This window comes from Prosthecomicrobium pneumaticum (assembly GCF_014199915.1).
GTDB lineage: Bacteria > Pseudomonadota > Alphaproteobacteria > Rhizobiales > Kaistiaceae > Prosthecomicrobium > Prosthecomicrobium pneumaticum.
Genome location: NZ_JACHOO010000003.1, coordinates 166246 through 191885 on the forward strand (window position 1 = coordinate 166246; position 25640 = coordinate 191885).

The following is a 25640-nucleotide window of genomic DNA, read 5'->3' on the forward strand; positions in this document are numbered from 1 at the left end:
TCTGACGGCCCCTAGCCCTTCTGCTCTAAAAGGTAGTATTTAGCACCCTTTTTAACGCCCCGCATCTCCACCCGCCTGTTCACAAGAGGCTTGATAACCAATTTTGCCAACTCGACGGAAATACCAAGACCACGGGCAATGTCGCCTATTCGTAGGCCTTCTTGGGCTTCAAGTATTTTTACCATCTCCGATCCCAAGAGTTCTATCTGAGACTCCATCGGGTGCTCTCGGACGATGGGAAACTCTTGCTCAAGTAACCTCGATAGGTTCTCTCCCAGATCAGTGAATGATGAGTAATGCATCCGATCCACTCCTCTTAGATCGGAAGGCACTTCATTAACATCAATCTTTGACGGATTGAAAATTATGAAGGTTCTTTCAGTGAGTCCAAGAGCCAGGCCGAGCTCAAGGGTAACGTTTGCGTTCCATCCGGTGATATCGAATATCGAGAACCGCGACTCTCTAATATAATTTTGAATCTTCTGTAGAATATGCAGGTCTGTTATCTTTTCATCGGCAAATACAAAGTGTACTGAGAAAGCCTTCTCTGCCTCTTGGTATGCTTTACGATAGTCCTTTTTGTCGTACAACTTATAGGGGTACGCGACAAATATTTGTCGCGGATTCTTTGCGGCGTTTGGCAAGTTTGAGGATAAGAACGACATCGCCACCCCACCCTAGCCCGACTTCTTCTTGTACATGGCCAACATGCGGTTGGTCACGAGGAAGCCGCCGAAGATGTTGACGCTCGCGAGCACGAGCGCGACGAAGCCGAAGCCCTGGGCCCAGAGATGGCCGGAGGAGCCGGAGATCGTGTCGACCGCCTCGACGCCGACCGCGAGCAGGGCGCCGACGACGATCACCGAGGAGATCGCGTTGGTCACGCTCATCAGCGGCGTGTGCAGCGCCGGCGTCACCGACCAGACGACGTAATAGCCGACGAAGATCGCGAGCACGAAGATCGACAGGCGGAAGACGAACGGGTCGATCGCGCCGCCGGTCGCGGCATGGACGACCGCCGCGGCGCCGTCGGCGACCTGATCGGCATAGGACTGGGCCGCGAGCGCGGCCTCGCGGGCGGCGTCGGCGGCGGCCGCCGCCGCGTCCGCAGCCTGGCGGGCGGCCTCGGCCGCCTGGTCCGGCGTGAGCTGTTCCATCTCTCCCCCCTCAGGCGCTGATCGCCGCGGTTTCCTTCGGCGCGAAGGCCGGGTGGACGATCGCACCGCCGCGCGTCAGCACGGTCGCCTTGACGAGCTCGTCCTCGAAATTGATCGCGAGCTGCTTCGAGGCCTTGTCGACGAGCGTCTCGACGAAGGCGTAGAGGTTGCGCGCATAGAGCTGCGAGGCGGTGGCGGCGATCCGGCCGGAGACGTTGAGATGGCCGACGATCTTGACGCCGCCCTCGGTCGTCGCGATCTCGCCCGGCACCGCGCCCTCGACATTGCCGCCGCGCTCGACCGCGAGATCGATCAGCACCGAGCCGGGCTTCATCGAGGCGACCATCGCCGCCGAGACGAGGCGCGGCGCCGGCCGGCCCGGAATGAGCGCCGTGGTGATGACGATGTCCTGCTTCTTGATGTGCTCGGCGATCAGCGCGGCCTGCTTCGCCTGGTATTCGGCCGACATCGGCTTCGCATAGCCGGCTGCGGTCTCGGCCTGCTTGAATTCCTCGTCCTCGACGGCGACGAACTTCGCGCCGAGCGACTCGACCTGCTCCTTCGCCGCCGGGCGGACGTCGGTCGCGGTCACGACCGCGCCGAGGCGGCGCGCGGTCGCGATCGCCTGCAGGCCGGCGACGCCGGCGCCCATCACGAAGACGCGCGCGGCCGGCACCGTGCCGGCCGCCGTCATCATCATCGGCAGGGCGCGGTCATATTCGGACGCCGCATCGATCACCGCCTGATAGCCGGCGAGATTGGCCTGCGACGAAAGCACGTCCATCACCTGCGCGCGGGTGATGCGCGGCATGAATTCCATCGCCACCGCGGTCAGGCCGGCATCGGCCATCGCCTTGACGGCGGCCTCGTTGCCATAGGGGTCCATGGTGGCGACCACCACCGTCCCCTTGCGGTAGGCGGCGAGCTCGCCGGCGATCGGCCGGCGCACCTTCAGCACCAGATCGGCATCGTGCACGGCATCCGCCGCGCTCGCCACGATCCGGCCGCCGGCCGCCTCGTATTCGGCGTCGGGAATGCGCGAGGCGAGGCCGGCGCCGGACTGGACGGCCACCTCCGCCCCGAGCGCGACGAATTTCTTGACGGTCTCGGGCGTCGCCGCGACGCGGCTCTCGTTCCGGTCCACTTCGGCCGGGATACCGATCTTCATGTTGTCCTCCCGAGCCGGCCGGGCCGGCTCGCCCCTCGATCGTCAGAAATCCGGCCGCTGTCCGGTCAGAGCAGGAAGATCGCCATCAGGATCAGGATGACCACGATGGCGACCGTGCCCCACTTGGTGAGGCCGGTGAAGAACCGATAGGTACGGTCGTGCTCGCGGTAGTCCATCGCATTGCCGGCCATGGCGAAACCCTCTCGGTTGAGCGTGTCGGACCGCCCTTATAGCAAAAGGACGGGGGCCGGCAATGCGGGATTGAGGGGCACCTCAAGCCGCGTTCAGAGCCCGGCCCGCGCGAGCGCCTCCGACTGCCGAGCGGCGAGCGAATCGGCGTCGAAATCGGCGATCGCCGCGGCGAACAGACGGTGGAAATTGAGCTCCGCCGAGAGGTGCAGGAAGACCGAGCCGAGCCCGACCGCCGCCCGGTCCATGAAGACGAATTCGCGCGGGACGGTCACGGGCCCCTTCTCCTTCAGCACCCGATGCACCCGATAGGCCTCGCGCCGGCCATATTCGGCGGGGGCGACACCATCGGCGATCGTCCGCACCCGGTCGTCGAGCAGCGGGCCGTAGATGAAGCGGGCCCAGATGTTGAGCGCCTCGATGAGATCGCGCGACAGGCCGCGGAAGCCCCAGCGCTCATAGGCGGAGACGACGCGCGCCTCGTCGCCTTCGCGAAGGCCATGGAAGAGATCGACGACGCCGGCGACGAAGCCGGCCTCGAAGATGCGGATGCAGCCATAGTCGAGGAGGTTGATGCCGGCGGCCGCGCCGTCTTCCTCGAAGACGGTGTAATTGCCGAGATGCGGATCGCCATGGATCACGCCGTAGCGCGCGAAGGGCGACCACCAGGCGGCGAACATCGCGGTGGCGATGCGGTTCCGCTCGTCCTGCGGCCGATCGCGGAAATCGAGCAGGCGCCGTCCCTCGAGAAAGGACATTGTGAGGAGGCGGCCGGTCGACAGATCGGCCTCGATATCGGGTACGCGCACGAGCGGCTCGTCGGCGAGCATCGTGCGGTAGAGCGCGGTGTGGCGGGCCTCGCGGCCATAATCGAGCTCTTCCCGGATGCGGGCGCGGATCTCCTCATAGATCTGCGAGGTGTCGATCGCCCGGTCGAGCCGGCGATAGGCGGAGAACAGCAGCTTCAGCTGGACGAGATCGGCTTCGACGGCCGACTGCATGTCGGGATATTGCAGCTTGGCGGCGACGGGCCGTCCGTCCGTCGTCGCGGCGCGGTGCACCTGGCCGAGCGAGGCGGCGGCGAAGGGCTGGTGCTCGAACGCGCCGAAGCGGCTCTCCCAGCCTTCGCCGAGCTCCGCGCGCATGCGGCGCCGGACGAAGGTCCAGCCCATCGGCGGCGCGTTCGACTGCAATTGTCCGAGCGCCGTCGCATATTCGGGCGGCACGAGGTCGGGCACGGTGGCGAGGAGCTGCGCCACCTTCATGAGCGGCCCTTTCAGCCCGCCGAGTGCGGCGGCGAGCTCCGCCGCCCCCTTCTCGCCGCCGAGATCCGAACCGAACAGCCGGGCGCCGGCCATCCGCGCCGCGACGCCGCCCATCCCCGTGCCGACGCGGGCATAGCGGGCGATGCGGCCGGAAAGCCGGTTCTTCTCGGGATCGGACAAGGGGATTTCCTCTCGCGCGGCTGATCTCGGAAAATGAGACCGGCCGGCCCGGCTTCAACCCTCGCCGGCAGCGTCACGGCGCCGCGGCGGATTTCGCCAGACTGTCGGCGATCCAGCGCACGAGGCCCGCCTCGTCGATCTCGCCCGCGGCGAGCTTGAGCATGACCCCGGTAGCCTCGGCAGGCGGTGGAGCGAAACGGACGCCATTCAGCCGCAGAAAGCCGATCATGGCCAGGAACGCGACCCGCTTATTGCCGTCCACGAACGGATGATTGCGCGCGATGCCGAATGCGTAGGCGGCGCCCAGCGTGACGAGATCAGCCTGCTCATACGCCCATTTGTTGCGCGGCCGGTCGAGCGCCGACCTCAGCGCGCCGACATCCCGTATCCCGATGGCCCCACCGAAACGCGCGAGTTGTCGTTCGTGGGTGATGCGGATTTCCTCCTCGCGGAGCCACCGCGGCTCGCTCATTTGGCAAGGGCCTCGAGCGTGTCGCGATACTCCACCATGAGTTCATCCATCATCGTGATGGCCCGATCGAATTCCGGATCATAGGGCGTCAGCCGCAGCGAGCCGTCCGGCGCTTCGGTGACGTGAAGCCAGTCGCCCTGGCCGAGATTGAGCCGACCGAGCAGTTCCTTCGGCAGGATCAGCCCGGTCGAGTCGCCGATCTTCCTGATTTCGAGCTTCATCACGCTCTCCCGCGTCATAGGCACCGTATAACATGGCGCCCGGCCGCGCGCATCGGAAGGGCTATCCCTCCATCGCCTCCAGCTCGTCGATGAAGCCCTTCAGCACGCCGAGGCCCTCCGTCCAGAAGCCGGGATCGCGGGCGTCGAGGCCGAAGGGGGCGAGGAGCTCGCTGTGGTGGCGCGTTCCGCCCGCCTTCAGCATCGCGAAGTATTTGTCCTGGAAGCCCGTCTCGGCACGCTGGTAGACCGCGTAGAGCGAGTTCACCAGACAGTCGCCGAAGGCATAGGCATAGACATAGAAGGGCGAATGGATGAAGTGCGGGATATAGGTCCAGTAGGTCTCGTAGCCCGGTCCGAAGCGGAGCGCCGGGCCGAGGCTCTCGGCCTGCACCTCGAGCCAGATCGCGCCGATCCGCTCGGCGGTCAGCTCGCCCTCGCGACGCTCGACATGGATGCGGCGCTCGAAGCTGTAGAAGGCGATCTGGCGGACCACCGTGTTGATCATGTCCTCGACCTTCGAGGCGAGCAGCGCCTTGCGCTCGGCCGGGGTCCCGGCGCGGTCGAGCAGGGCGCGGAAGGTCAGCATCTCGCCGAACACGCTCGCCGTCTCGGCGAGCGTCAGCGGGGTCGGCGCCATCAGCGGACCCTGCGGCGCGGCGAGCACCTGGTGCACGCCATGACCGAGCTCATGGGCGAGGGTCATCACGTCGCGCGTCTTGCCCATGTAGTTGAGGAGCACATAGGGGTGCGCGGAGGGGACGGTCGGATGCGCGAAGGCGCCCGGCGACTTGCCCGGCCGGGCAGGGGCGTCGATCCAGCCCCGGTCGAAGAAGCGCTGCGCGATCGAGGCCATGTCGGGCGAGAAGCGGCGATAGGCGGAGAGCACCGTCTCCTGCGCCTCGGTCCAGGGGATCGCCCGCGTCGGCACGTCGGGCAGCGGCGCGTTGCGGTTCCAGTAGTCGAGCGCGTCCTTGCCGAGCCACTTCGCCTTCAGCGCATAGTAGCGGTGCGACAGCAGCGGATAGGCCGCCCGAACGGCGTCGACGAGCGCGTCGACCACCTCCGGCTCGACGCGGTTGGCGAGATGGCGCGCCGCGGCGACATCGCCGAAGCCGCGCCAGCGGTCGGAGATCTCCTTGTCCTTGGCGAGCGTGTTGGTGATCAGGGTGAAGAGCCGCAGATTCTCGCGGAAGGTCGCGGCGAGCGCCTCCGCCGCCGCCTTGCGGCGCGCCTCCTCATGGTGCTGCAGCCGGTTGAGGGTGGGCTCGAGGGTCAGCACCTCGCCCTGGACGGTGAAGCGCAGCGCCGCCATCGTCTCGTCGAACAGCCGGTTCCAGGCGCCGCGGCCGGTCACCGACTGCTCGTGGAACAGCTCCTCGACGCGATCTTCGAGCTGGTAGGGCTTTTCCTTCCTCAGGTCCTCGATCCACGGCCGGTAATGGGCGAGTGCCGGGTCGGCTGCGAGCGCGGCGGCGATCACCCCGTCCTCGATGCGGTTCAGTTCGAGCCCGAAGAACAACAGCCGGGTCGACAGCCGGGTCACCTTCTCCTGGATGTCGCCATAGAATTTCGCGCGTTCCGGATCGGTGGTGTCGCCGGCATAGACGAGGCCGGCGAAGGAGACGATCCGGCCGAGCAGGTCCTCGAGCGCCTCGTAGGCGCGGATCGGCGCGACGAGGCCGCCTTCGCGCGCGAGGGTCTCGAGCCGGCCCTTCCAGTGCGTCTCGAAGGCCGCCGCCTCGCCCTCCGCGCGCACCAGATCGGCGGCGAGCACGGGCGAATCGAGCCCGTCATAGAGGTCGGCGAGGTTCCATTCCGGCAGGCCGGCGAGCTGGGCTTCGGCGGCCGCGTCGGCGGCGGCGGAGCGGAACGGGGACGCCATGCGATCGATCGGGGACATCGAACCATCCTGGAAGAGGAAATCGAGCGGTACTTAGAATGGCGATCGTCCGGGATCAACGCATCCACAGCGGATCGTCGGTCGCGGCGGCGCCATTCACCGGCTCTTAACCCTCCGGCGGCCATTCTGGCCCATCGCGGAAGATCGCTCCGCCCCAGCCGTTCCGTCTCCTGTCTCGCGTATCCGAGGGAAGCCGGCGACCTATGCCAACCAGCACGACCCTTCTGATCGCCGATGACGACCCGGCCGTCTGCCGTCTCGTCGAGACGGCGGCAGCGCGGCTCGGCCATCGCACGGTGGCCGTCGCCGACGGCCGTGCGGCGCTCGATGCGTTCGCCGCGGCGGGGCGCGACGGCTTCGGCCTCGTCGTGCTCGACCTCGTCATGCCGGAACTCGACGGCATGGGGGTGCTCGCGCGCCTGCGCGAGCGGGGGCCGATCCCGCCGGTGATCGCGCTCGCCGCGGCCGGCGGCTTCGATGCGGCGCCTTCGGCACTGCGGGCGGGGGCGGTCGACGTGCTCGTCAAGCCGCTTGTTGTCGAGCGCGTCGTGCTTTCGATCGAGCAGGCGCTGCGCATGCGCGCGCTCGAGGAAGCGCTCGGCCGCGCACGCCGGGCGGCGGCCGGCGCGCCGGCGCTCGGCGATCTCGTCGCCGGAAGCGCGGCGATGGAGCGTGTCGCGCGGCTCGTGGAGCGGGCGGCGGCGACCGTGCTGCCGGTGCTGATCGAAGGCGAGGCCGGCGTCGGCAAGGCCCTCATCGCCCGCATCCTGCACGCCGCCGGTGACCGGCGCGGCCGGCCCTTCGTCGCGGTCGACGGCACCGCGCTCGCCGACGAGCGCGCCGCGGCGCTCCTGTTCGGCGGCGAGCGGGCGACGGGCGCGGCGGCCGAACGGACCGTCGGGGCGCTCGTCGAGGCGCATGGCGGCACGCTCTTCATCGAGGAGATCGCGGCGCTCGCGCCGCTCCTGCAGGCGCGGCTGGTGCGGGCGTTGCAGGAAGGCGAGGTCGATCCGGGCGGCGGCCGGCGGCCGCTGCGCGCCGATGTCCGGCTCGTCGCCTCGACCGGGCGCGACCTGATCCGGCTGGTGCGCGAGGGCCGCTTCCGCGAGGATCTCTACTACCGGATCAACGTCTTCCCGATCCGCGTGCCGCCACTGCGCGAACGGCGCGACGACGTGCCCGAACTCGTCCGCCGTTTCGCGCTGCGCTTCGCCGCGGAAGAACGGCGGAGCGGGGTGCGCGGCGTTTCGTCGGCGGCGCTCGACCGGCTGATGCGCCACGACTGGCCGGGCAATGTCCGGCAATTGGAGAACGCGGTCTTCCGCGCCGTGCTGGCGGCGGAAGGGCCGCTGATCGAGCCGGAGGATTTTCCGCAGATCGCCGACGCCTCCGTCATGCCGGAGCGGGCCGCCTCCGCCGAGCCGGTCGCGATCGCGCTCTCTCCGGACGTGGCCGCCGCGCCGCCGGCAGCCCTGCCGCTCGCGCGGCCGGCCGCCGGCCGGAGCGGGCCGGCGATCCGGCTCTTCGGCCGCACCGGAGAGATCCGGCCGATGGCGGAGATCGAGGCCGACGTGATCCGCATCGCCATCGACCAGTATGGCGGGCGCATGGCGCTCGTGGCGCGGCGGCTCGGCATCGGCCGGTCGACGCTCTATCGGCGGTTGAAGGAACTGGGCCTCGACGGCGTCGACGGCCCACTCGCGGCGGAGTGATCGAAACCGTCTGCGGGCGGCCGGCATTGCTCTTGCAGAAACAGGACCCTTCGGTTCTTCTCGGCCGGGGTCCGATCGAGAATCGGGGCCGTTCCCGGAACGGATGATGGAATGATGCAAACCTGGGCTCGCCGCCTGCTCGCCGGCTCCATGCTCCTCGGCGGCGTCGCCACGGCCCTGCCGGCCGTCGCCTATGTGCCCGAGGGAACGGACTTCGCCGCCCGGGCGGGCAGCGCCGCGAGCCTCGCGCTCGCCGACGTCGCGAGCGATCCTTCGGCGACGGCGCTGCGCGATCTGCTCGGCGAGGCGAACCGCGATCTCGCCTTCGCCGACAAGCGCGACCGGGCCGGCATCGCCGAATTCTACAAGGAGCGGCATTACCTGCCGCTGTGGACCGAGAACGGCTTCCTGACGCCGCGCGCCAAGGCCGTCATCGCCCGGATCGCGCGTGCCGACGAGGACGGGCTCGATCCGGCCGCCTACATCCTGCCGGCGCCCGGCCTCGGCGAGCGCGTCGCGGCCGCCCCTTCGCTGGTCGCCAGGCTCGAACTGATCGTCAGCCGCGCCGTGCTCCTCTATGCGCGCCAGGCGGATGGCGGCCGGCTCGACCCGCGCACGCTGTCGAAGCTGATGACGCCGAAGGCCCATTATCCCGACCCCGTCGAGGTGCTGCGCCGCGTCGGCAACGAGAGCGATCCCGCGGCCGCGCTCGCGAGCTACAATCCGCAGCATCCGGGCTTTCAGGACCTGCGCCGCGAACTCGCCGCCGAGCGCGCCGCCGAGGCCGCCCCGCGGCCCGAACCGGTGCCGGGCGGGCCTTCGCTCCGGCTCGGCCAGCGCGATCCGCGCGTGCCGGCGCTGCGGGCGCGGCTCGGCGTCGCCGCCCCGGCCGACGCCGCCGATGCCGATCTCTACGATCTCACGCTCGAGGAGGCGGTCGTCCTCTTCCAGCGCGCGCACGGGCTTTCGACCGACGGCGTCGTCGGTTCCGGTACGCTCGGCGTGATGAACGCGGCGGTCGTCGACAAGGTGCCGGTCATCCTCGCCAATATGGAGCGCTGGCGCTGGCTGCCGCGCGATCTCGGCCGCTTCCATGTGATGGTCAACATCCCGGCCTTCGAGCTCGACGTGGTGCGCGACGGCGAGATCGTGCACGAGACGCGGGTCGTGGTCGGCAAACCGACCAACCAGTCGCCGATCTTCTCGGACGAGATCGAGAGCATCGTCGTCAACCCGTACTGGAACGTGCCGTCGTCGATCGCGGTGAAGGAGATGCTGCCGCGCATCCAGGCCGATCCCTATTACCTGACGCGGCAGAATTACGAGGTGCTCGCCAATGTCGGCGGCCGCATGCGCGCGGTCGATCCCGGCATGATCGACTGGAATTCCTCGGCCGCCCGCTCGGTGCGCATCCGCCAGATCCCGGGCGACGACAACGCGCTCGGCGACATCAAATTCCTGTTCCCCAACGAACACGCCGTCTATCTGCACGACACGCCGTCGAAATCCTTCTTCCAGCGCGACATGCGGGCGCTCAGCCATGGCTGCATCCGGGTGATGAACCCGTTCGACTTCGCCGATGCGCTGGTCTCGGAACAGCCCAACATCACCGGCGCGAAGCTGCGCGCGATGGTCGGCGGCCGGGAGGCCTGGGTGAACCTTCCCCGGCACGTGCCGGTGCACCTCACCTATTTCACCGCCTTCGTCGACGCCGACGGCAGGCTGGTGACGCGGCCGGACATCTATGGCCACGACGCCAAGATGATCAAGGCGATGGAGGCGCAGGGCGGTGCGCCGTCCTGATCGCACGCCGATCACGCTTCACGGAAAGGAAAAGGCCGGGATCGCTCCCGGCCTTTCTTTGTCGGGGGAGGGGCCGCGCCTCAGCGCGGCAGCGTCGTCGAGCCCATCAGATAGGCGTCGACCGCATGCGCCGCCTGGCGGCCCTCGCGGATCGCCCAGACGATCAGCGACTGGCCGCGCCGCATATCGCCGGCGGCGAACACCTTGTCGACCGAGGTCCGGTAGCTCTCGGTGTCGGCGGCGAGATTGCCGCGCTTGTCGAGGGTCGCGCCGAGCTGCGCGAGCATGCCTTCCTTGAGCGGCCCGGTGAAGCCGAGCGCGATCAGGACGAGATCGGCCTTGATGACGAATTCGGTGCCCTCGATCGGACGCCGCTTCTCGTCGACGCGGGCGCATTCGACGCCGGTGACCCGGCCGTTCTTGCCGACGATGCGCAGCGTCGCGGCCGAGAACTCGCGCTCGGCGCCCTCGGCCTGCGAGGACGAGGTGCGGAACTTGGTCGGCCAGTACGGCCAGATGGTCAGCTTGTCTTCCTTCAAGGGCGGCATCGGGCGGATGTCGAGCTGGGTCACCTTGTGGGCGCCCTGCCGGAAGGAGGTGCCGACGCAATCCGACGCCGTGTCGCCGCCGCCGATCACGACGACGCGCTTGCCGGTCGCGACGAGCGGTTCCTCATGGCTCAGATCCTCGCGGCCGACCCGGCGGTTCTGCTGGATCAGGAAGGGCATCGCATAATGGACGCCCTCGAACTCCATGCCGGGCAGCTGCGGATCGCGCGGATGCTCGGCGCCGCCGGCGAGGACGACCGCGTCGTGCCCGTCGACCAGCTCGGACATCGGCATCGTCACGCCGATGTTGACGCCGTAATGGAAGACCGCGCCCTCGGCCTCGATCTGCGCAACGCGCCGGTCGATCGGGTGCTTCTCCATCTTGAAATCGGGGATGCCGTAGCGCAGCAGGCCGCCGGCCTTCGGCTCGCGCTCATAGACGTGAACGTCGTGGCCGGCGCGGGCGAGCTGCTGCGCCGCCGCGAGGCCGGCCGGGCCGGAGCCGACCACCGCCACCTTCTTGCCGGTGCGCACGGCCGGGATCTCCGGCCGCACCCAGCCCATTTCCCAGGCCTTGTCGGCGATCGCCTGCTCGATCGTCTTGATCGTGACCGGCATGTCCTCGAGGTTGAGGGTGCAGGCCTCCTCGCAGGGCGCCGGGCAGACGCGGCCGGTGAATTCCGGGAAATTGTTGGTCGAATGGAGGTTGCGCGCCGCCTCCTCCCAATCGCCCTGATAGACGAGGTCGTTCCAGTCCGGAATCTGGTTGTGCACCGGACAGCCGGTCGGACCGTGGCAATAGGGAATGCCGCAATCCATGCAGCGCGCCGCCTGCCGCGACACGTCCTGATCGGACTGCGGCAGGGTGAATTCGCGGAAGTGCCGGATCCGGTCGGAGGCCGGCTGATACTTCTGCTCCTGGCGGTCGATCTCCAGGAAGCCCGTGACCTTACCCATGGTGAGTTCCCTTACTCGGCCGCCAGGCCATAGCGCACGCGTTCCATCTCGATCAGCGCCCGCCGGTATTCGACCGGCATCACCTTGCGGAACTTCGGCCGGAAATGCGCCCAGTCGTCGAGGATCGTCTTCGCCCGGCTCGAGCCCGTATAGTGCAGGTGCTGCGAGATCAGCCGGTGCAGACGCTCGTCGTCGAAACGGTTCATGTTCGACGAGATGTCGATCCGGCCCTTGTGCTCGATGTCGCCGCTGTGGTGGTGCAGCTTCTCGAGCAGTTCCTCCTCCTCGATGACCGGTTCGATCTCGACCATCGAGAGGTTGCAGCGCTGCGCGAAGGAATCATCCTCGTCGAGCACATAGGCGATGCCGCCCGACATGCCGGCCGCGAAGTTGCGGCCGGTCTTGCCGATCACCACCACCACGCCGCCGGTCATGTATTCGCAGCCGTGATCGCCGCAGCCCTCGACCACCGCGATGGCGCCCGAATTGCGCACGGCGAAGCGCTCGCCGGCGACGCCGCGGAAATAGGCCTCGCCCTCGATGGCGCCGTAGAGCACCGTGTTGCCGACGATGATCGACTCCTCCGGCACCACCTTCGTCGTCTCCGGCGGCCGCACGACCAGCCGGCCGCCCGACAGGCCCTTGCCGACATAGTCGTTCGCCGCGCCGACGAGATCGAGCGACACGCCGCGGGCGAGGAAGGCGCCGAAGCTCTGGCCGGCCGTGCCCTCGAGCGACACCGCGATGGTGTCGTCGGGCAGCCCGTCATGGCCATAGCGCCGCGCCACCTCGCCGGACAGCATCGCGCCGGCCGAGCGGTCGGTGTTGTGGATGCCGGTGGCGATCGACACCGGCTTGCCGGTTTCGAGCGCCGGCATGGCCTCGGCGATCAGCATGCGGTCGAGCACGGCCTCGATCGGATGGACCTGACGCTCGGTGTGGCGGATCGCGGCGGGCGCCGCCGCGGGACGGTAGAAGAGCTTCGTGAAATCGAGGCCCTTCGCCTTCCAGTGGCGGATGGCGTCCTGCTTGTCGAGCCGATCGGACTGGCCGACCATCTCCTCGAAGCGCCGGTAGCCGAGCTCCGCCATCAGCTGGCGCACCTCTTCGGCGACGAAGAAGAAATAGTTGATCACGTCCTCGGGCGTGCCCTTGAAGCGCTTCCTGAGCACCGGATCCTGGGTGGCGACGCCGACCGGGCAGGTGTTCAGATGGCACTTGCGCATCATGATGCAGCCCGCCGCGATCAGCGGCGCGGTCGAGAAGCCGAACTCGTCCGCCCCGAGGAGCGCGCCGATCACCACGTCGCGGCCGGTCTTCAGCCCGCCGTCGACCTGCAGGGCGACACGGCTGCGCAGCCCGTTGAGCACCAGCGTCTGCTGCGTCTCGGCGAGGCCGATCTCCCACGGGCTGCCGGCGTGCTTGAGCGAGGTCAGCGGCGAAGCGCCGGTGCCGCCCTCGAAGCCGGAAACCGTGATGTGATCGGCGCGCGCCTTGGCGACGCCGGCCGCGACCGTGCCGACGCCGACCTCCGAGACGAGCTTGACCGAGATGTCGGCCGTCGGCTGCACGTTCTTCAGGTCGAAGATCAGCTGTGCCAGATCCTCGATCGAATAGATGTCGTGATGCGGCGGCGGCGAGATCAGGCCGACGCCGGGCGTCGAATGCCGGACCTTGGCGATCGTCGCGTCGACCTTGTGGCCGGGCAACTGGCCGCCTTCGCCGGGCTTCGCACCCTGCGCCACCTTGATCTGGATGACGTCGGCATTGACGAGATATTCGGTCGTCACGCCGAACCGGCCCGAGGCGACCTGCTTGATCGCCGAGCGCAGGCTGTCGCCATTGGCGAGCGGCAGGAAACGCTCCGATTCCTCGCCGCCCTCACCGGTGTTCGACTTGCCGCCGATCCGGTTCATGGCGATGGCGAGCGTCGTATGCGCCTCGCGGCTGATCGAGCCGAAGGACATCGCGCCGGTGGCGAAACGCTTGACGATGTCCGCGGCCGGCTCGACCTCGTCGAGCGGCACCGGGACGAGGCCGACCTCCTCCGCCGTCTTCAGCCGGAACAGGCCGCGGATCGTCAGGAGCGCCGCGCTCTGCTCGTTGACCGCCTTCGCATAGTCCTCATAGCGGTCCCAGGACTGGGTGCGCACCGCGTGCTGCAGGGTCGCCACCGTTTCCGGGGTCCAGGCGTGCCGCTCGCCGCGGATGCGGTACATGTATTCGCCACCGACATCGAGCGCGTTCTTCAGGACCGGCGCGTCGCCGAACGCCTCGGCGTGCCGGACCACGGTCTCTTCCGCGATCTCGCGCAGGCCGACGCCCTCGATCAGCGTCGCGGTGCCGAAGAAATACTTGTCGACGAAGGCGGAGGAGAGGCCGACCGCATCGAAGATCTGGGCGCCGCAATAGGACTGATAGGTCGAGATGCCCATCTTGGACATGACCTTGAGGATGCCCTTGTCGATCGACTTGATGTAGCGGTGGACGATCTCCTCCTCATCGACCTCGTCGGGGAAGTCGTCGCGCATCGAGAGCAGCGTCTCGAAGGCGAGATAGGGGTTGATCGCCTCCGCGCCATAGCCGGCCAGCACGCAGAAATGATGGATCTCGCGCGCCTCGCCGGTCTCGACGACGAGGCCGACCGAGGTGCGCAGGCCCTGGCGGATCAGGTGATGGTGGACGCCCGCGGTGGCGAGCAGAGCGGGAATCGGGATCCGCTCCGGCCCGACCATGCGGTCGGACAGGATGATGATGTTGTAGCCGCCATGGACGGCCGCCTCCGCCCGCTCGCAGAGCCGCTGCAGCGCATCCTCCATCCCCTCGGCGCCCTTCTCGGCGGCATAGGTGATGTCGAGCGTCTTCGACTGGAACGGGTTGTCGTCCAGCTCGCCGATGGCGCGGATCTTCTCGAGGTCCTCGTTCGACAGGATCGGCTGGCGCACCTCGAGCCGCTTGCGGCGGCCGGCGCCCTGCAGGTCGAAGAGGTTGGGCCGCGGTCCGATGAAGGAGACGAGGCTCATGACGAGCTCCTCGCGGATCGGGTCGATCGGCGGGTTCGTCACCTGGGCGAAGTTCTGCTTGAAATAGGTGTAGATGAGCTTCGACTTGTCCGACAGCGCCGAGATCGGCGTGTCGGTGCCCATCGAGCCGACGGCTTCCTGGCCGGTCACCGCCATCGGCGACATCAGCAGCTTGACGTCCTCCTGGGTGTAGCCGAAGGCCTGCTGGCGATCGAGCAGCGAGACATCGGTCCGCGGCGCGCGGGGCGGCACGGGCGGCAGATCCTCGAGCACGATCTGGGTGCGGGCGAGCCAGGTCGGATAGGGATGCTTGTGCGACAGCTCCGTCTTGATCTCCTCGTCGGAGATGATCCGGCCCTGGGCGAGGTCGATGAGCAGCATCTTGCCCGGCTGAAGCCGCCACTTGGTGACGATCTTCTCCTCCGGGATCGGCAGCACGCCGGCCTCCGAGGCGAGCACGACGAGCCCGTCATCGGTGACGAGATAACGCGCCGGCCGCAGGCCGTTGCGGTCGAGCGTCGCGCCGATGCGGATGCCGTCCGAGAAGGCGATCGCCGCCGGCCCGTCCCACGGCTCCATCAGGGCGGCGTGGTATTCGTAGAAGGCGCGCCGGTCCTCGTCCATCAGCGGGTTGCCCGCCCAGGCCTCGGGGATGAGCATCATCGCCGCGTGCGGCAGCGTGTAGCCGCCGCGCACGAGGAATTCGAGCGCGTTGTCGAAGCAGGCGGTGTCCGACTGGCCTTCATAGGAGATCGGCCAGAGCTTCGAGATGTCGTTGCCGAACAGCTCGGAATCGACCGAAGCCTGCCGCGCCGCCATCCAGTTGACGTTGCCGCGGACGGTGTTGATCTCGCCATTGTGGGCGACCATCCGGTAGGGATGGGCGAGCCGCCAGGACGGGAAGGTGTTGGTCGAGAAGCGCTGGTGGACGAGCGCGAGCGCGCTCTCGAACCGGGGGTCCGAAAGATCGAGATAATACGCCTTCAGCTGATAGGCGAGGAACATGCCCTTGTAGACGACGGTCCGCGCCGACAGCGAGACGACGTAGAAATCGTTGTTGAGGCCGGAATAGGCGGCATAGATGCGGTTCGAGATCACCTTGCGGATGATGTAGAGCCGCCGCTCGAACGCCTCCTCGTCCTCGATGCCGCGGCCGCGGGCGATGAACACCTGGCGGTGCACCGGCTCGGTGGCGGCGATGTCGGGCGCCTTCGACAGCGAGGCGTTGTCGACCGGCACGTCGCGCCAGCCGAGCAGGACCTGGCCTTCCTCCGCCACCACTTCGGCGACGAGGTTCTCCATGCCGGCGCGGATTTCCGCATCCTGCGGCAGGAAGAGGAAGCCCACGGCGTAATGGCCGGGCTCGGGCAGCGCGAAGCCGAGCCGCTCCGCCTCGGCGGCGAAGAAGCGGTGCGGGATCTGCGTCATGATGCCGGCGCCGTCGCCCATCAGCGGATCGGCACCGACCGCGCCGCGATGGGTGAGGTTCTCGACCAGTTCGAGGCCCTGCGCGACGATCGTGTGCGACTTCTCGTTCTTCAGCGAGGCGATGAAGCCGACGCCGCAGGCGTCCCGCTCGTTGCGCGGATGATAGAGTCCCTGCGGCGCGGGCAGGCCCGGGTCGCGCGGGGTGGCTTTTGCGGCGCGCGTCTCCGCTGCAGCCCGCGCAGCATCCACGATCCGTCCTTCCATCCCGGTCATCTCGCAACCCTCACATTTGCTCCGCCGACCTTCCGCCGCGCCGCCCGGAGCTTTCCGCTCCCGGACGGCGGCGACGGCCGTCGCCGGACCGACCTGTCCGCGCCCCCGGACGATCCGAAGGCGCCTTCGTCCCCATCGAGACCCCCGCGCCGTTCGTCGCGCTCAGCGCGCGTCCGATCGTCCGCGGTCTTCGAAGCAAGTTCCGTTCCCGTGACCTTCGTCCCGGCCGGCCCGCCTCGTTCCCCGAGAATGGGACAGCATTCCTGTCCTACTTCAGGGCGCGCGACCATGCCAGATTTGTCCGCATCGGGCAAGGCCGCCTCAGAGCCGCCATTATCAATATTTCCTTGCGGCATATGCAATCGGTCATCCTGCCGCCCGGCGGACAGGGGCGGCGCAAGAATGTTACGTCGTCGACATCTTCTTGCCGGTGATAGAAGGTGTGCGCCGCACATAAAGCTCTTGCGGTGCGGCAGCGACGAGGAGACGGAAGAGGATCATGATCTTCGCGAGCGACAACTGGGCGGGTGCTTCGGAGGCGGTGGTGCGGGCGGTCGCGGCGGCTGCTGCCGGCCCGGCGCGCCCCTATGGCCGCGATACGCTGACCGAGGCGGTGGAAGCGGCCTTCGCGTCCGTGTTCGAGCATGAAGTCGCGGTGTTCTTCGTCGCCACCGGAACGGCCGCGAACGCCCTCGCGCTCGCGCATTACGCCCGTCCCGGCGGCGTCGTCATCTGCCACGAGGCTTCGCATCTCGTCGCCGACGAAGCCGGCGCGCCGGAATTTTTCGGCGCCGGAACGCGGCTCTGCGGCGTCGCCGGCCCGGGCGGCATCCTCGCCCCCGCGACCGTCGCCGCCGCGCTCGACCGCTACCGGCCGGACCTGCTGCACAGCGGCCAGCCGAGCGCCGTTTCGATCAGCCAGCTGACCGAGGCGGGCGTCGCCTGGCGGCCGGCCGAGATCGCCGCGGTGGCCGCCGTCGCCCACGGGAAAGGCCTGCCGCTCCATATGGATGGCGCGCGCTTCGCCAATGCGGTCGCCGGCACCGGCCTGTCGCCCGCCGATCTGACCTGGCGCTCGGGCGTCGACGTGCTCTCCTTCGGCGGCACCAAGAATGGCTGCATGGCGGCCGAGGCGGTGGTCTTCTTCGACCGCGGCACGGCGCAGGGCTTCGAATTCACCCGCAAGCGGGCCGGGCAGCTGTTCTCGAAGAGCCGGTTCGTCGCGGCGCAGTTCGCCGCCTATCTCGAGGACGGCCATTGGCTCGCCCTCGCCGGCCACGCCAATGCCATGGCGGCGCGCCTCGGCGCGGCGATCCGCGCCGCCGGCGGGCGGCTCGCCGCGGAGCCGGACGGCAACGAACTGTTCGCCGTTCTGCCCAAGGTTGCGGCCGACCGGCTGAAAGAGGAGGGCGCGGTGTTCTACGACTGGCCGACCGCCGGCTTCGACATCGCGCCGCTCGGCGCCGACGAGGTGTTCGTGCGGCTCGTCGCGAGCTTCGCGACGCGGGAGGAGGAGGTCGACCGCTTCGCCGCGCTGCTCGCCGCCTGAGCGCCACGAAAAAGGGCGCCGCAACGGCGCCCTGCTGGACGGGAGATGCAGAAAAGGGCGCCCCGCAACGGGGGCGCCCGAAGGGCTCCGAAACGGGTGCCCGAACGGACACCCGGCGGCTCGGATGAGACCCGGCTCGATCGGCGGCGTCAGGCCGCCTTCGCCTCGAGCGTGCGCTCTGCCCGGGCGCCGTTCGCGATCGCGATCTGGCGGGGCTTCGCGGCCTCCGGAATCTCCCGGACGAGGTCGACATGGAGCAGCCCGTTCTCGAGCGTCGCGCCGCGTACCTCGACATGGTCGGCGAGCTGGAAGCGGCGCTCGAAGGAGCGCGCGGCGATGCCGCGATAGAGCACCTTCTTGTCGTCGGCCTCTTCGACCTTCTTCTCGCCCTTCACCGTCAGCACGTTTTCACGCGCCTCGATCGAGAGCTCCTGCTCGCCGAAGCCGGCGACGGCCATGGTGATTCGGTAGGCGTTCTCGCCGGTCCGCTCGATATTGTAGGGCGGATAGGCGGGGACGTTCTCGACGCCGCCGATCTGGTCGATGAGCGAGAACAGACGGTCGAAGCCGACGGTCGAACGATAGAGCGGGCTCAGGTCAAACGTACGCATGTTCAGTCCTCCTGTGAGCGATCTGAAAGCACCGGGACCGGCTCGTTTCCGCCATCATGGCCGGAGGGTTCCGATCCCGCGCGGACCCTTCCCGGCGTCCGCTACCGAGATGTGGGAAGCCCCTTTCGGCCCTTCAAGACCCTCCCGCAGCGCCTTCCTGAACCGCCGATGAACGCCGCCTTCGGCCGCCGTTCAGATCGCCGCTGCCATTCTCCCCCTCGAGCAGCCGGGAGGCCGGCTGGAATGCGGATCGGAGAGACATCATGCTGAAGAGCCTTCTCGTCGCCACCACGCTGATCGTTGCCGGCACGTCTGTCCTGCCGGCGAGTGCCGCGCCCGCCTCGATCGGCGCCGGCATCGCCGCCCCGGTCGCCGCCGCGGCTCCGGCCGGCGATCTGCGCGCCGAACTCGTCCAGTATCACGGCGGCTGGCTGAGCCCGCGCGAGGTGCGCCGCCGGCTGCGCTGGCAGGGTTACGAGGAGATCCGCATCCTCGACCGCCGCGGCCGCACCTATGTCGTACGCGCCGAAGGCCGCCGCGGCCGCGATTTCATCCTCGTCGTCAGCGCCCGCACCGGCGAAGTGCTGAGCCGCCGCCCCGCCGGCTGGTGATCCTTTCCCGTCCGGCCGCCGTTCCGTGCGCCCCCTCGGGCGGCGGCCCGCAGCGCCGGCGGCATCTCCGGATGCCGCCGGTTCTTTTTGTCGCCCGCCACCTTGGCAGTCCCCCCGCCGGCGGGCTAACTCGCCGGCATGGAGCTCGTCTCGTTTCCCGGCAATCCGGCGCCTCCGGGCGGCGTCGCCTCGACCGTCGTCACGGCGGACGGCATCCGCCTGCGCGCCGCGGTCTGGCGGCCGCCCGGCGCCCGGCGCGGCACGGTGTGCCTCCTCCAGGGGCGGGCCGAGGCGATCGAGAAATATTACGAGGTGATCGGCGAACTGCTCGGCCGCGGCTTCGCGGTCGCAACGCTCGACTGGCGCGGGCAGGGTGGCTCGGAGCGGCGGCTCCCCGATCCCGCGAAGGGCCATGTCGACGATTTCGCCGAGTATGACCGCGATCTCGAGGCCTTCATGCGCCAGGCGGCGCTGCCCGACTGTCCGCCGCCCTTTTATGCGCTCGCCCATTCGACGGGCGGCCTCGTGGCGCTGCGTGCTGCGACGCGCACCCGGCTGGTCTTCGACCGGCTGGTGACGACCGGCCCGCTGCTCGGTCTCGGCGCGGTCTATCCCTCCACCGCGCTGGTGCGCCGGCTGGCGACGCTCGGCGTGCTGTTCGGCCTCGGCGACCGCGGGCTCGGCGCGCTCCGGCCGGGCCGGCGCGCCGCACCCGGCTTCGAGGGCAACCCGCTGACGGGGGATCGCGCCCGCTACGACCGTACGCTCGCGCTGATGCAGGCCGCGCCGCAGCTCTTCGTCGGCGCGCCGACGGTCGGCTGGCTCCAGGCCGCGACGGCGGCGATGCGGGCGGCGGAGCGGCCGGATTTCGCCGCCGCGCTCAAGGTGCCGGTGCTCGTCGTCGCGGCCGGCGAGGACCGCATCGTGTCGAACCGCGCCATCGAGCGTTTCGGCCGGACGCTGCGGATCGGCCGGGCGGTGATCCTTCCGGGCGCGCAGCACGAGATCCTGATGGAGCGCGACCGGATCCGGGCGCTCTTCTGGGCCGCCTTCGACGCCTTCGTGCCGGGCGAGGCGGGCGCCGGTCAGCCGGCGAGGGCCTCGAGCGCCGCCTCGTGAACCCGGCGGTCGCCGGCCGCCACGACATTGCCGCCCGCCGTCGCCGGCCCGCCGTCCCAACTCGTGACGATGCCGCCCGCGCCCTCGATGATCGGGATCAGGGCGACGATGTCATAGGGGTGCAGCCCCGCCTCGACGACGAGATCGATATGGCCGGCGGCGACCATCGCATAGGCGTAGCAGTCGCAGCCATAGCGGACGAGCCGCACCCGCTCCTCGACGCGCCGATAGGCCTGCGCCTCGGCGCCCTTGAACAGCGCCGGCGTGGTGGTCGACAGCGCCGCCTCTTCGAGCGTCGCGCAGGACCGCGTCGCGAGCGTCCGGTCGCCGCCCGGGCCGCGATACCAGGCGCTTCTCCCGTCGCCCGCATAGCGCTCGCCCGTGAAGGGCTGCGCCATCATGCCGAGGCTCGCCCGCCCGCCCGAGACGAGGCCGATCAGCGTGCCCCAGACCGGCAGGCCGGAGATGAAGGCGCGCGTTCCGTCGATCGGATCGAGCACCCAGACGTCGTCGGCATCGGCCCGCTCGGCACCGAACTCCTCGCCCAATATGCCGTGCCCGGGATAGGCCGCGCCGATCAGGGCGCGCATCGCCGTCTCGGCGGCCCGGTCGGCGACCGTCACCGGGTCGAAGCCCGATGCCGCCTTGTTCTCGACCGTGAAGGGGGTGCGGAAATGCGGCAGGATCGCCGCGCCGGCGGCATCGGCGAGCCGGTCGAGAAAGGCGACGAGAGCGGGGTCCATCGGCGGCTCCGGATTGCGATCGCCGAGCTTTAGAGCGCGGGACGGCTTTGCGGAAGCCCGCGGCGACGGACGGCCCGACGGCACGGACCCGATGCCCGGCGGTGTGGCCCGGAGGGACGTCCGCGCACAACCGACGCCGGTGAAAGACGAGGCGCACGCGTTTCGGTCGGGCCTGGGGGCGAAGTGTTGCCGTGATGCCGCATACGACCAAAGTCTGATGAAAGCCTCTTGCGTTTGCTGCATCGCGGGGGCATCTTATTGCGGTGCAGTAGCTCGATTGGCGTCGGGTTGCTGCTGCCCTCCTTGGGCGTTTCCTCCCTAGACTTGGGCCGCCTCGTTTCGACGAGCGGCCCTTTTTCTTTTGAGCGCGGCCCGAGCCCGAGGCGGCTATTCGGCGGCTTCGGCGGTCGGATGGAGGCCGGCATCGGGGATCGCCGCGAGCGCCGCACAGAAGCGGGCGAGATCGAAGGCGAGCCGGCCGAAATCGGGCAGCTTCTCGAGCGTCCGCTCGTTCATGTAGAGGCCGCGATTGATCTCGATCTGCAGAGCGTGCAGGCCGCGGCCCGGCCGGCCGTAATGCTCGGTGATGAAGCCGCCGGCATAGGGCTTGTTGCGGACCACCGAATAGCCGAGCCCGGCGAGGATCTCGGCCGCTGCGGTCGAGAGTTCGGGTGCGCAGCTCGACCCGAAGCGGTCGCCGAGCACGAAATCCGGCCGCGAGCGGCCGGCGGCGGTGCGCACGGTGGAGGGCATCGAATGGCAGTCGATCAGCACGGCGAAGCCGAAATCGCTGTGGGTGCGGGCGAGCAGGCGGCGCAGCGTGTCGTGATAGGGCTTGTAGACGCCTTCGATGCGGGCGAGCGCATCCTCGACGCGGATCGGCCGGTCGTAGATCTCGAGGTTCTCCGAGACGACGCGGGCGATCGTGCCGAGGCCGCCCGCCACCCGCAGCGAGCGGACATTGGCATAGGCCGGCAGCTCGCCGTCGAACATGCGCGGGTCGAGCTCGTAGGGCTCGCGGTTGACGTCGAGCCAGGCGCGCGGGAAATGCGCCTTCAGGAGCGGCGCCCCCTGCGGCACCGCACTCGCGAACAGTTCGTCGACATAGGTGTCCTCGGAGCGGCGGATCGACCAGGCGTCGAGCCGCGAGGCGGCGAGGAAATGCGCCGGATAATCCCGGCCGCTATGCGGCGAATTGAACACGAAGGGAATGCGCTGCTCCGCCGGAGCGGCGACGGAAAAGGGCGGCGGCACGTGATTCTCGGTCATGGCCTCCCGGCCGGCTCCCTTCGCTTCGGGCCGCTTCGGCGCGGTCGAGGCGATCGATCGAGATTGCCAAGAACACCGGGGCCTGTCGAGCCAAACGCGCGCGGGGCCGCCCCCGTTCACCCGTTGTTTACTCCGTTCGCTCATCCATGGATAACCATGACGGGCCGGCGCCGTCGGCGCGGGGCCGTCGTCGCGCATCTCGACACCGTCACCATTCCGGGCCTGTCATGAACCGCATCCTGCTCGCCGAAGACGACAACGATCTGCGCCGGTTCCTCGCAAAGGCGCTCGAGAACGCCGGCTATGACGTCGTCTCCTTCGACAACGGGCTGAGCGCCTATGAGCGGATCCGCGAGGAGCCCTTCACGCTGCTGCTGACCGACATCCTGATGCCGGAGATGGACGGCATCGAGCTCGCCCGCCGGGCGACCGAGCTCGACCCCGATCTCAAGGTGATGTTCATCACCGGCTTCGCGGCGGTCGCGCTCAATCCGGATTCGAAGGCGCCGAAGGATGCCAAGGTGTTGTCGAAGCCCTTCCATCTGCGCGATCTGGTCACCGAGGTGGAGCGCCTGCTCGCCGCCTGACGCCGCCATGCGCATCGCCCCGGCGATCGCCGGTGGAGGGGTGTGAACAACCTCGAACGGACCGCTTGAACCCTCCGGCGCGACCCTGTATATCGCTGCCTCACGCCGCCGGCCCCGCACCGGCGACACGATCGGATGGGCGCGTAGCTCAGCGGGAGAGCACTACGTTGACATCGTAGGGGTCACAGGTTCAATCCCTGTCGCGCCCACCATCCTTCAGCCGAGACCATAGACGAATGTGCAAGACGGGGCGCTTGCGCCCGGTTCGTTCGTTCCGGTCGGCCGACACGTGCCCGTCCTCCCGATCCCGCGCGCCGTCATCCTCGCGAAGGCGGGAACCCGTTCCGCCGAGCCGTCCTCTGTTCATGAGTTCGCGGGAACGACGGGTGGGGAGGACCGTGCCCCCGACTGTGCGCCGGAGGCCCGGCTCGCTGGACTCCGGCCTTCGCCGGGGGACGGATGGAGAGGCCGGCCCCCGGAGCACCCACGCGCACGATTATGGATGCCGGCACGGAGGCCGGCATGACGGGTGGGGAGGGATGCTCCGAGAGCGAGGGGCCGGCGTGGCCGCGAAGGCCGGGCGACGGACCGGACGGGCGTGCCCGACGGCCGGAACCGGAGAGCGGTGCTCGCCATCGAGAACACCCGTCACCCCGGCCTTCGTGCCGGGGTCCATAATCGTGACGCCGGGCGGAGAGCGCGTCGGCCTGCAGGCCGACATCCGCTCTGGCTCTCTGTCCCGTGGGGTCTCCTGGTCACCGTCCGATGCAAGGCGCGTGCAGATCCGGGATTCATCGAGCAGTGGGCATTGCGCGGAACAGAACCATGTTAAGCTTGACCATAGCTAAGTCGTAAGAACAGGGGCTTTCTTTGGATCGCGTCGATTGGGACCATATAAGGCGCCACAAATACGCAAATGCTTCGCCACCTTCGGACTGGCCGCGCGGCATCCGCCCAATATCTCTTGAAGGAACATCCCTTCTTGGTATAGACGCCAGAGGTCGCCTATACTGGGACGGCGAATATATCAGAACGGACGTCGTTCTCTCCCGCTGGCAAAACGTTGGCGCGGTGGCGGTTGTAATTTCTTCCTTTCTGAGTGCAGTGGCCGCTATAGCGCTGGTGGTGATTGAATTTCTGCGGCTACCGCCGTCAGCGCTATAATTCGCGACCGACGCAGAGAAATGCGATCAGGACGTTACGGGGGCCAGCGAGGCCCCCAGCGGGCACCGGTCGGTGGCCCGATGCTTCAAGGCGCCCCGTGCGGCCCGCGGAGGCCGGCCCGGCCGGCCGCTCCTATTCCGCCGCTTCGGCCGCGGGGCGGGCCCAGCGGCGTTCGAAGGCCCAGACCTCTTCGAAGCCGATCAGCGTGTTGAACTCCGAGAAGGGGAAGAGCGGCAGGTTGGGGGAGTTCGACGTGCCCTCCGCCTTCAGGACGCGGAGCGCGTTCTCCGCCGCCTGCGCCGCCGCGAGGCCGGTGATCGAGGGGAAGATGGCGAGCGCATAGCCGAATGCGGCGAGCTCTTTCGCCGAGCGGATCGGCGTGCGGCCGCCATCGGCCATGTTCGCCATCATCGGCTTGCGGATGCGCCGGCAGGCCTCGCGCATCTCCGCCTCGCTCTCGAGCGCCTCGAGGAAGACGATGTCGGCGCCGGCCTCGGCATAGGCCTCGCCGCGGGCGAGCGCGCCCTCGAAGCCGTGCGTCTGGCGCGCATCGGTGCGGGCGATGATGAGGGTCTCGTCGGGCTTCCTGCGTGCCTCGCAGGCGACCTTGATCTTCTCGACCATGTCGATCACCGGCACGACGCGCTTGAAGGGCGTATGGCCGCACTTCTTGGGGAATTCCTGATCCTCGATCTGGATCGCCACGGCGCCCGCCTCCTCATAGCCGCGCACCGTGTGGTGGACGTTGAGGAGCCCGCCATAGCCGGTGTCGGCATCGGCGATGACGCTCGCATCGACGGTGCGGGCGAGCGTCGCGACGCGGTCGAGCATCTGGGTATAGGTGGCGATGCCGGCGTCCGGCAGGCCGTGCGCCGAGGCGGTCGTCCAGTAGCCCGAGGCATAGACGAAATCGAAGCCGACCTTGTTCGCGACCACCGCCGCGATCATGTCGTGAATGCCCGGCGCGGCGACGAACTCGCCGGACTGGAGGGCCGCCCGCAGACTGCGCTTGCTCATGCTCTGACGCTTTCGGAGGAGGTTTCGAGATAGGCGAGCGCCGCGTCGAGGCCGACGACATCGCCATATTTCGCGTCCATGTCGAAGAGATTGGCCTCGTGCGGCGCCGGATGGCGGTCGCCCACCGCCTCGCGCACGACGATCGGGATGAAGCCGTGCGAGCAGGCGTCGACGCAGGTGGCGCGCACGCAGCCGCTGGTCGACAGGCCGGTGATGACGAGCGTGTCGACGCCCCAGCTCGTCAGCGTCGAGGCGAGCGACGTGCCGAAGAAGGCGCTCGGATACTGCTTCGAGACGACGAGCTCGCCGGGCGCGACCGTGAGGCCCTTCGGCCAGCGGCCCATCGGACTGCCTTCGACGAAATGATGCAGCACCATGCTCTTCTGGTAGAAGCGGCCGCCGTTCCGGCCGTCCGCGTCATAGACGACATTGGTGTAGATCACCGGCACGCCGGCCCGCCGGGCGGCGGCCTGGAGCGTGAGCGCCGCGGCGAGCGCGTCCTCGACGCCGGCATAGAGCGCGCAGGCCGGGTCGAAATAGGCCTCGACGAAATCGATCAGGATCAGTGCCGGCCGGGCACCGAAGCCGATCCGCTTGCCGAAGGCGCGCTGGTAATTGCTCGAGAGCGATTCGTCCGTCATCCCGCCTCCGCACGGCTTTCCGGTTCGGCGCCG

General features: G+C 68.8%; 21 protein-coding genes and 1 tRNA gene. 7 read left to right on the forward strand and 15 right to left on the reverse strand.

Annotation, left to right across the window (positions count from 1 at the left end):
* Positions 1–11: 11 nt before the first annotated feature.
* The 8 genes from GGQ63_RS07850 to GGQ63_RS07885 all read right to left on the reverse strand — a co-directional run bounded on the left by GGQ63_RS07850 (position 12) and on the right by GGQ63_RS07885 (position 6534).
* Positions 12–665, reverse strand: coding sequence for a hypothetical protein (locus GGQ63_RS07850; RefSeq protein WP_183854415.1), 654 nt, complete (start codon positions 663–665; stop codon positions 12–14).
* A 12-nt stretch (positions 666–677) separates the two neighbouring features.
* Complete coding sequence (locus GGQ63_RS07855) at positions 678–1157, reverse strand: proton-translocating transhydrogenase family protein (protein WP_183854417.1); 480 nt, start codon at positions 1155–1157, stop codon at positions 678–680.
* Positions 1158–1167: 10 nt separating this feature from the next.
* Positions 1168–2325, reverse strand: a complete 1158-nt coding sequence (locus GGQ63_RS07860) for a Re/Si-specific NAD(P)(+) transhydrogenase subunit alpha (protein ID WP_183854419.1) — start codon at positions 2323–2325, stop codon at positions 1168–1170.
* A 65-nt stretch (positions 2326–2390) separates the two neighbouring features.
* Positions 2391–2516, reverse strand: coding sequence for an aa3-type cytochrome c oxidase subunit IV (locus GGQ63_RS07865; RefSeq protein WP_183854421.1), 126 nt, complete (start codon positions 2514–2516; stop codon positions 2391–2393).
* 93 nt (positions 2517–2609) lie between these two features.
* Positions 2610–3959 carry an ABC1 kinase family protein gene (locus GGQ63_RS07870; RefSeq protein ID WP_246429683.1) on the reverse strand — a complete coding sequence of 450 codons (1350 nt, stop codon included), beginning with the start codon at positions 3957–3959 and terminating at the stop codon, positions 2610–2612.
* 73 nt (positions 3960–4032) lie between these two features.
* Positions 4033–4431, reverse strand: a complete 399-nt coding sequence (locus tag GGQ63_RS07875; protein WP_183854423.1) for a type II toxin-antitoxin system death-on-curing family toxin — start codon at positions 4429–4431, stop codon at positions 4033–4035.
* Positions 4428–4652, reverse strand: a complete 225-nt coding sequence (locus GGQ63_RS07880; RefSeq protein ID WP_183854425.1) for an AbrB/MazE/SpoVT family DNA-binding domain-containing protein — start codon at positions 4650–4652, stop codon at positions 4428–4430. The genes GGQ63_RS07875 and GGQ63_RS07880 overlap by 4 nt, the downstream gene beginning before the upstream one ends.
* 61 nt (positions 4653–4713) lie before the next feature.
* Positions 4714–6534 carry a M3 family oligoendopeptidase gene (locus GGQ63_RS07885; protein WP_183855376.1) on the reverse strand — a complete coding sequence of 607 codons (1821 nt, stop codon included), beginning with the start codon at positions 6532–6534 and terminating at the stop codon, positions 4714–4716.
* A 221-nt stretch (positions 6535–6755) separates the two neighbouring features.
* Between GGQ63_RS07885 and GGQ63_RS07890 the strand changes: the two genes are divergently transcribed.
* Positions 6756–8264, forward strand: a complete 1509-nt coding sequence (locus tag GGQ63_RS07890; protein ID WP_183854427.1) for a sigma-54-dependent transcriptional regulator — start codon at positions 6756–6758, stop codon at positions 8262–8264.
* Positions 8265–8375: 111 nt separating this feature from the next.
* On the forward strand, positions 8376–10067 hold the full coding sequence (locus GGQ63_RS07895; protein WP_183854430.1) for a L,D-transpeptidase family protein: 1692 nt from the start codon (positions 8376–8378) through the stop codon (positions 10065–10067).
* An 80-nt stretch (positions 10068–10147) separates the two neighbouring features.
* On the opposite strand, the gene GGQ63_RS07900 is transcribed toward GGQ63_RS07895, so the two are convergent.
* Both GGQ63_RS07900 and gltB read right to left on the reverse strand, forming a co-directional pair.
* The gene (locus GGQ63_RS07900) at positions 10148–11572 is read right to left on the reverse strand and encodes a glutamate synthase subunit beta (RefSeq protein WP_183854432.1); all 1425 of its coding nucleotides are present in this window, start codon (positions 11570–11572) and stop codon (positions 10148–10150) included.
* Positions 11573–11583: 11 nt separating this feature from the next.
* Positions 11584–16296, reverse strand: a complete 4713-nt coding sequence (gene gltB, locus GGQ63_RS07905) for a glutamate synthase large subunit (RefSeq protein WP_183854433.1) — start codon at positions 16294–16296, stop codon at positions 11584–11586.
* A 499-nt stretch (positions 16297–16795) separates the two neighbouring features.
* Here gltB and GGQ63_RS07910 point away from each other — a divergent pair, with 499 nt between their 5' ends.
* Positions 16796–17845, forward strand: coding sequence for a threonine aldolase family protein (locus GGQ63_RS07910; RefSeq protein WP_183854436.1), 1050 nt, complete (start codon positions 16796–16798; stop codon positions 17843–17845).
* 149 nt (positions 17846–17994) lie between these two features.
* Here the strand turns inward: GGQ63_RS07910 and GGQ63_RS07915 are convergent, their stop codons facing one another.
* On the reverse strand, positions 17995–18456 hold the full coding sequence (locus GGQ63_RS07915; RefSeq protein ID WP_183854438.1) for an Hsp20 family protein: 462 nt from the start codon (positions 18454–18456) through the stop codon (positions 17995–17997).
* A 263-nt stretch (positions 18457–18719) separates the two neighbouring features.
* On the opposite strand from GGQ63_RS07915, the gene GGQ63_RS07920 reads away from it, so the two are divergent.
* Both GGQ63_RS07920 and GGQ63_RS07925 read left to right on the forward strand, forming a co-directional pair.
* A complete protein-coding gene (locus GGQ63_RS07920; protein ID WP_183854440.1) occupies positions 18720–19067 on the forward strand; it encodes a hypothetical protein in 348 nt (115 codons plus the stop codon).
* Between the two features lie 138 nt (positions 19068–19205).
* Entirely contained in the window at positions 19206–20186 is a 981-nt protein-coding gene (locus GGQ63_RS07925) for an alpha/beta fold hydrolase (RefSeq protein ID WP_183854442.1), read from the forward strand.
* Here the strand turns inward: GGQ63_RS07925 and hisN are convergent.
* Both hisN and GGQ63_RS07935 read right to left on the reverse strand, forming a co-directional pair.
* The gene (hisN, locus tag GGQ63_RS07930; RefSeq protein WP_183854444.1) at positions 20153–20929 is read right to left on the reverse strand and encodes a histidinol-phosphatase; all 777 of its coding nucleotides are present in this window, start codon (positions 20927–20929) and stop codon (positions 20153–20155) included. The genes GGQ63_RS07925 and hisN overlap by 34 nt on opposite strands.
* A 387-nt stretch (positions 20930–21316) precedes the next feature.
* The gene (locus tag GGQ63_RS07935; RefSeq protein ID WP_183854447.1) at positions 21317–22198 is read right to left on the reverse strand and encodes an N-formylglutamate amidohydrolase; all 882 of its coding nucleotides are present in this window, start codon (positions 22196–22198) and stop codon (positions 21317–21319) included.
* Between the two features lie 227 nt (positions 22199–22425).
* Here GGQ63_RS07935 and cpdR point away from each other — a divergent pair, with 227 nt between their 5' ends.
* The gene (gene cpdR / locus GGQ63_RS07940) at positions 22426–22785 is read left to right on the forward strand and encodes a cell cycle two-component system response regulator CpdR (RefSeq protein ID WP_183854449.1); all 360 of its coding nucleotides are present in this window, start codon (positions 22426–22428) and stop codon (positions 22783–22785) included.
* Between the two features lie 137 nt (positions 22786–22922).
* Positions 22923–22997 (forward strand) — tRNA-Val (locus tag GGQ63_RS07945).
* Positions 22998–24081: 1084 nt separating this feature from the next.
* On the opposite strand, the gene GGQ63_RS07950 is transcribed toward GGQ63_RS07945, so the two are convergent.
* Both GGQ63_RS07950 and GGQ63_RS07955 read right to left on the reverse strand, forming a co-directional pair.
* Positions 24082–24966 (reverse strand): isocitrate lyase/PEP mutase family protein, encoded by an 885-nt coding sequence (locus GGQ63_RS07950; protein WP_183854451.1) that lies wholly within the window; start codon positions 24964–24966, stop codon positions 24082–24084.
* Positions 24963–25607, reverse strand: coding sequence for an isochorismatase family protein (locus GGQ63_RS07955; protein ID WP_183854453.1), 645 nt, complete (start codon positions 25605–25607; stop codon positions 24963–24965). Before GGQ63_RS07955 ends, GGQ63_RS07950 begins: the two co-directional genes overlap by 4 nt.
* Between the last annotated feature and the right edge of the window lie 33 nt (positions 25608–25640).

Excerpts from the sequence above, each read along its gene's own strand:
- GGQ63_RS07850 (WP_183854415.1), bottom strand. The coding sequence starts at position 665 with ATGTCGTTCTTATCCTCAAACTTGCCAAACGCCGCAAAGAATCCGCGA.
- GGQ63_RS07855 (WP_183854417.1), bottom strand. The coding sequence starts at position 1,157 with ATGGAACAGCTCACGCCGGACCAGGCGGCCGAGGCCGCCCGCCAGGCT.
- GGQ63_RS07860 (WP_183854419.1), bottom strand. The coding sequence starts at position 2,325 with ATGAAGATCGGTATCCCGGCCGAAGTGGACCGGAACGAGAGCCGCGTC.
- GGQ63_RS07865 (WP_183854421.1), bottom strand. The coding sequence starts at position 2,516 with ATGGCCGGCAATGCGATGGACTACCGCGAGCACGACCGTACCTATCGG.
- GGQ63_RS07875 (WP_183854423.1), bottom strand. The coding sequence starts at position 4,431 with ATGAGCGAGCCGCGGTGGCTCCGCGAGGAGGAAATCCGCATCACCCAC.
- GGQ63_RS07880 (WP_183854425.1), bottom strand. The coding sequence starts at position 4,652 with ATGAAGCTCGAAATCAGGAAGATCGGCGACTCGACCGGGCTGATCCTG.
- GGQ63_RS07885 (WP_183855376.1), bottom strand. The coding sequence starts at position 6,534 with ATGGCGTCCCCGTTCCGCTCCGCCGCCGCCGACGCGGCCGCCGAAGCC.
- GGQ63_RS07890 (WP_183854427.1), top strand. The coding sequence starts at position 6,756 with ATGCCAACCAGCACGACCCTTCTGATCGCCGATGACGACCCGGCCGTC.
- GGQ63_RS07895 (WP_183854430.1), top strand. The coding sequence starts at position 8,376 with ATGATGCAAACCTGGGCTCGCCGCCTGCTCGCCGGCTCCATGCTCCTC.
- GGQ63_RS07900 (WP_183854432.1), bottom strand. The coding sequence starts at position 11,572 with ATGGGTAAGGTCACGGGCTTCCTGGAGATCGACCGCCAGGAGCAGAAG.
- gltB (WP_183854433.1), bottom strand. The coding sequence starts at position 16,296 with ATGACCGGGATGGAAGGACGGATCGTGGATGCTGCGCGGGCTGCAGCG.
- GGQ63_RS07910 (WP_183854436.1), top strand. The coding sequence starts at position 16,796 with ATGATCTTCGCGAGCGACAACTGGGCGGGTGCTTCGGAGGCGGTGGTG.
- GGQ63_RS07915 (WP_183854438.1), bottom strand. The coding sequence starts at position 18,456 with ATGCGTACGTTTGACCTGAGCCCGCTCTATCGTTCGACCGTCGGCTTC.
- GGQ63_RS07920 (WP_183854440.1), top strand. The coding sequence starts at position 18,720 with ATGCTGAAGAGCCTTCTCGTCGCCACCACGCTGATCGTTGCCGGCACG.
- GGQ63_RS07925 (WP_183854442.1), top strand. The coding sequence starts at position 19,206 with ATGGAGCTCGTCTCGTTTCCCGGCAATCCGGCGCCTCCGGGCGGCGTC.
- hisN (WP_183854444.1), bottom strand. The coding sequence starts at position 20,929 with ATGGACCCCGCTCTCGTCGCCTTTCTCGACCGGCTCGCCGATGCCGCC.
- GGQ63_RS07935 (WP_183854447.1), bottom strand. The coding sequence starts at position 22,198 with ATGACCGAGAATCACGTGCCGCCGCCCTTTTCCGTCGCCGCTCCGGCG.
- cpdR (WP_183854449.1), top strand. The coding sequence starts at position 22,426 with ATGAACCGCATCCTGCTCGCCGAAGACGACAACGATCTGCGCCGGTTC.
- GGQ63_RS07950 (WP_183854451.1), bottom strand. The coding sequence starts at position 24,966 with ATGAGCAAGCGCAGTCTGCGGGCGGCCCTCCAGTCCGGCGAGTTCGTC.
- GGQ63_RS07955 (WP_183854453.1), bottom strand. The coding sequence starts at position 25,607 with ATGACGGACGAATCGCTCTCGAGCAATTACCAGCGCGCCTTCGGCAAG.